Genomic DNA, 2,021 nt, shown 5'->3' with positions numbered 1-2,021 from the left:
TATGAAACCATAAACTGGATCATTGAATATTTTGCGTTTGTTTGTCAAAATAGATTAAAATGTTTTGGAGAAAATTTACAGTACAAAGTTCTAAAAAAAAGGGGAAATTAAGGCATTAACTTTTACCTTAACTTTATTAATAAAAAAAAACTCTTCAAATTTGAAGAGGTTTGTGGGCCCACCTGGGATCGAACCAGGCACCTACTGTCCCGAAAGCTTTCGGGAGAGTCAGTTGCTTAATTCTTTGTTTCTTCTAAAATTTTAGTAATTAAATCTGGATATTTTTTCAAGTTGGAAATGTATTTTGAGCTTTTCATAGATTTGATTTTTCTCTCTAGTCGAATGGCATGGGCATAATTATCAGTTGGGATTTTTAAAAATAAATTCCAATCTTCAGCAGAATTTGAGAAGTGTTGGCCTTGATAAAAATGTGAATTGTGATTCTTAATTCTTATTTCTAAATTAGACTGAGTTGCACCAATATAGAATTTATTGATTTTTTCTGAAAATAAGATGTAACAGCAAATATCATTCATGAAAAATAGCATAAAAAAAACCTCTTCAAATTTGAAGAGGTTTGTGGGCCCACCTGGGATCGAACCAGGCACCTACTGTCCCGAAAGCTTTCGGGAGAGTCAGTTGCTTAATTCTTTGTTTCTTCTAAAATTTTAGTAATTAAATCTGGATATTTTTTCAAGTTGGAAATGTATTTTGAGCTTTTCATAGATTTGATTTTTCTCTCTAGTCGAATGGCATGGGCATAATTATCAGTTGGGATTTTTAAAAATAAATTCCAATCTTCAGCAGAATTTGAGAAGTGTTGGCCTTGATAAAAATGTGAATTGTGATTCTTAATTCTTATTTCTAAATTAGACTGAGTTGCACCAATATAGAATTTATTGATTTTTTCTGAAAATAAGATGTAACAGCAAATATCATTCATGAAAAATAGCATAAAAAAAACCTCTTCAAATTTGAAGAGGTTTGTGGGCCCACCTGGGATCGAACCAGGCACCTACTGTCCCGAAAGCTTTCGGGAGAGTCAGTTGCTTAATTCTTTGTTTCTTCTAAAATTTTAGTAATTAAATCTGGATATTTTTTCAAGTTGGAAATGTATTTTGAGCTTTTCATAGATTTGATTTTTCTCTCTAGTCGAATGGCATGGGCATAATTATCAGTTGGGATTTTTAAAAATAAATTCCAATCTTCAGCAGAATTTGAGAAGTGTTGGCCTTGATAAAAATGTGAATTGTGATTCTTAATTCTTATTTCTAAATTAGACTGAGTTGCACCAATATAGAATTTATTGATTTTTTCTGAAAATAAGATGTAACAGCAAATATCATTCATGAAAAATAGCATAAAAAAAACCTCTTCAAATTTGAAGAGGTTTGTGGGCCCACCTGGGATCGAACCAGGCACCTACTGTCCCGAAAGCTTTCGGGAGAGTCAGTTGCTTAATTCTTTGTTTCTTCTAAAATTTTAGTAATTAAATCTGGATATTTTTTCAAGTTGGAAATGTATTTTGAGCTTTTCATAGATTTGATTTTTCTCTCTAGTCGAATGGCATGGGCATAATTATCAGTTGGGATTTTTAAAAATAAATTCCAATCTTCAGCAGAATTTGAGAAGTGTTGGCCTTGATAAAAATGTGAATTGTGATTCTTAATTCTTATTTCTAAATTAGACTGAGTTGCACCAATATAGAATTTATTGATTTTTTCTGAAAATAAGATGTAACAGCAAATATCATTCATGAAAAATAGCATAAAAAAAACCTCTTCAAATTTGAAGAGGTTTGTGGGCCCACCTGGGATCGAACCAGGCACCTACTGTCCCGAAAGCTTTCGGGAGAGTCAGTTGCTTAATTCTTTGTTTCTTCTAAAATTTTAGTAATTAAATCTGGATATTTTTTCAAGTTGGAAATGTATTTTGAGCTTTTCATAGATTTGATTTTTCTCTCTAGTCGAATGGCATGGGCATAATTATCAGTTGGGATTTTTAAAAATAAATTCCAATCT

At 31.5% G+C, this 2,021-nt stretch carries 4 protein-coding genes; all 4 read right to left on the bottom strand.

Annotation, left to right across the window (positions count from 1 at the left end; all coding sequences use genetic code 11):
- Positions 1-236 precede the first annotated feature (236 nt).
- The 4 genes from EGI22_RS15335 to EGI22_RS15320 all read right to left on the bottom strand — a co-directional run bounded on the left by EGI22_RS15335 (position 237) and on the right by EGI22_RS15320 (position 1,757).
- Entirely contained in the window at positions 237-536 is a 300-nt protein-coding gene (locus EGI22_RS15335) for a GIY-YIG nuclease family protein (RefSeq protein ID WP_255069303.1), read from the bottom strand.
- Positions 537-643: 107 nt separating this feature from the next.
- The gene (locus tag EGI22_RS15330; protein ID WP_255069303.1) at positions 644-943 is read right to left on the bottom strand and encodes a GIY-YIG nuclease family protein; all 300 of its coding nucleotides are present in this window, start codon (positions 941-943) and stop codon (positions 644-646) included.
- Between the two features lie 107 nt (positions 944-1,050).
- Complete coding sequence (locus EGI22_RS15325; RefSeq protein ID WP_255069303.1) at positions 1,051-1,350, bottom strand: GIY-YIG nuclease family protein; 300 nt, start codon at positions 1,348-1,350, stop codon at positions 1,051-1,053.
- Positions 1,351-1,457: 107 nt separating this feature from the next.
- Positions 1,458-1,757, bottom strand: a complete 300-nt coding sequence (locus tag EGI22_RS15320; RefSeq protein ID WP_255069303.1) for a GIY-YIG nuclease family protein — start codon at positions 1,755-1,757, stop codon at positions 1,458-1,460.
- Positions 1,758-2,021 lie beyond the last annotated feature (264 nt).

The organism is Lacihabitans sp. LS3-19 (assembly GCF_024343575.1).
In the GTDB taxonomy this organism is placed as follows: Bacteria; Bacteroidota; Bacteroidia; order Cytophagales; family Spirosomataceae; genus Leadbetterella.
This window is presented reverse-complemented; position numbering and strand designations above follow the sequence as displayed.

Excerpts from the sequence above, each read along its gene's own strand:
- EGI22_RS15320 (WP_255069303.1), bottom strand. The coding sequence starts at position 1,757 with ATGAATGATATTTGCTGTTACATCTTATTTTCAGAAAAAATCAATAAA.
- EGI22_RS15335 (WP_255069303.1), bottom strand. The coding sequence starts at position 536 with ATGAATGATATTTGCTGTTACATCTTATTTTCAGAAAAAATCAATAAA.
- EGI22_RS15325 (WP_255069303.1), bottom strand. The coding sequence starts at position 1,350 with ATGAATGATATTTGCTGTTACATCTTATTTTCAGAAAAAATCAATAAA.
- EGI22_RS15330 (WP_255069303.1), bottom strand. The coding sequence starts at position 943 with ATGAATGATATTTGCTGTTACATCTTATTTTCAGAAAAAATCAATAAA.